This is a genomic window from Methylobacterium sp. D54C (assembly GCF_053345595.1).
Map to the genome: position 1 here is coordinate 1 of NZ_JBKFAK010000245.1, position 287 is coordinate 287.

Below are 287 nucleotides of genomic sequence, written 5' to 3' on the forward strand. Positions count from 1 at the left end.
GAGAAGCAGTTCGGCTTCGACAAGCCGGCGCCCGAGCGCTTCGCCAAGGTGCTCTGGGACTACGTCCGGTTCGATTTCGGCCGCAGCTACTTCCGCGACGTCACGGTCATCCAGCTGATCAAGGAGCGGCTGCCGGTCTCGATCTCGCTGGGCCTGTGGATGACGCTGATGTCCTACGCGATCTCGATCCCGCTCGGCATCCGCAAGGCCGTGGCGGACGGCACGCGCTTCGACCGCGCGACCTCCTTCGTGGTGATCATCGGCTACGCGTTCCCCGGCGTCATGTT

At 65.2% G+C, this 287-nt stretch carries 1 pseudogene; it reads left to right on the forward strand.

Annotated features, from left to right (window positions below):
- Window positions 1-287: pseudogene (locus tag ACLBYB_RS33360) on the forward strand (microcin ABC transporter permease); the annotation flags it as partial.